This is a genomic window from Pseudomonas sp. 2822-15, assembly GCF_002742515.1.
GTDB lineage: Bacteria > Pseudomonadota > Gammaproteobacteria > Pseudomonadales > Pseudomonadaceae > Aquipseudomonas > Aquipseudomonas salomonii.
Genome location: NZ_LJRY01000044.1, coordinates 1 through 292, shown reverse-complemented (window position 1 = coordinate 292; position 292 = coordinate 1). Strand labels below are relative to the sequence as shown.

At 41.8% G+C, this 292-nt stretch carries 1 protein-coding gene; it reads right to left on the bottom strand.

Annotation, left to right across the window (positions count from 1 at the left end; all coding sequences use genetic code 11):
* A partial coding sequence (locus AOA59_RS32285; protein WP_158235201.1) for a hypothetical protein occupies window positions 1-292 on the bottom strand: 292 nt, incomplete at both ends.

The following is a 292-nucleotide window of genomic DNA, read 5'->3' as shown; positions in this document are numbered from 1 at the left end:
ATTAAACACTAGTTCCTCATGTTCTGGAAAATTACTTTGAAACTGCTCCCTCACCTTCATTAGCAGACCTGATTGTGTATCCATATTGGATGAAGCTATTTGTGCTTCGGAACGCGTGGTCTTCAATTCTCTTTTGAGTGAGCTGATTCGTTTCCACAACTTATCCATAAAGGAGTCTACATCACTTGGAAGTTCTTTTTCCTGATCCAATGAAAGATCTTCATGCTCCTGCAACAGGTCCTTCATCTGCTTTTCAATCCGTGTCACAGCCTCTTCTGCAGCATTCCGTTTC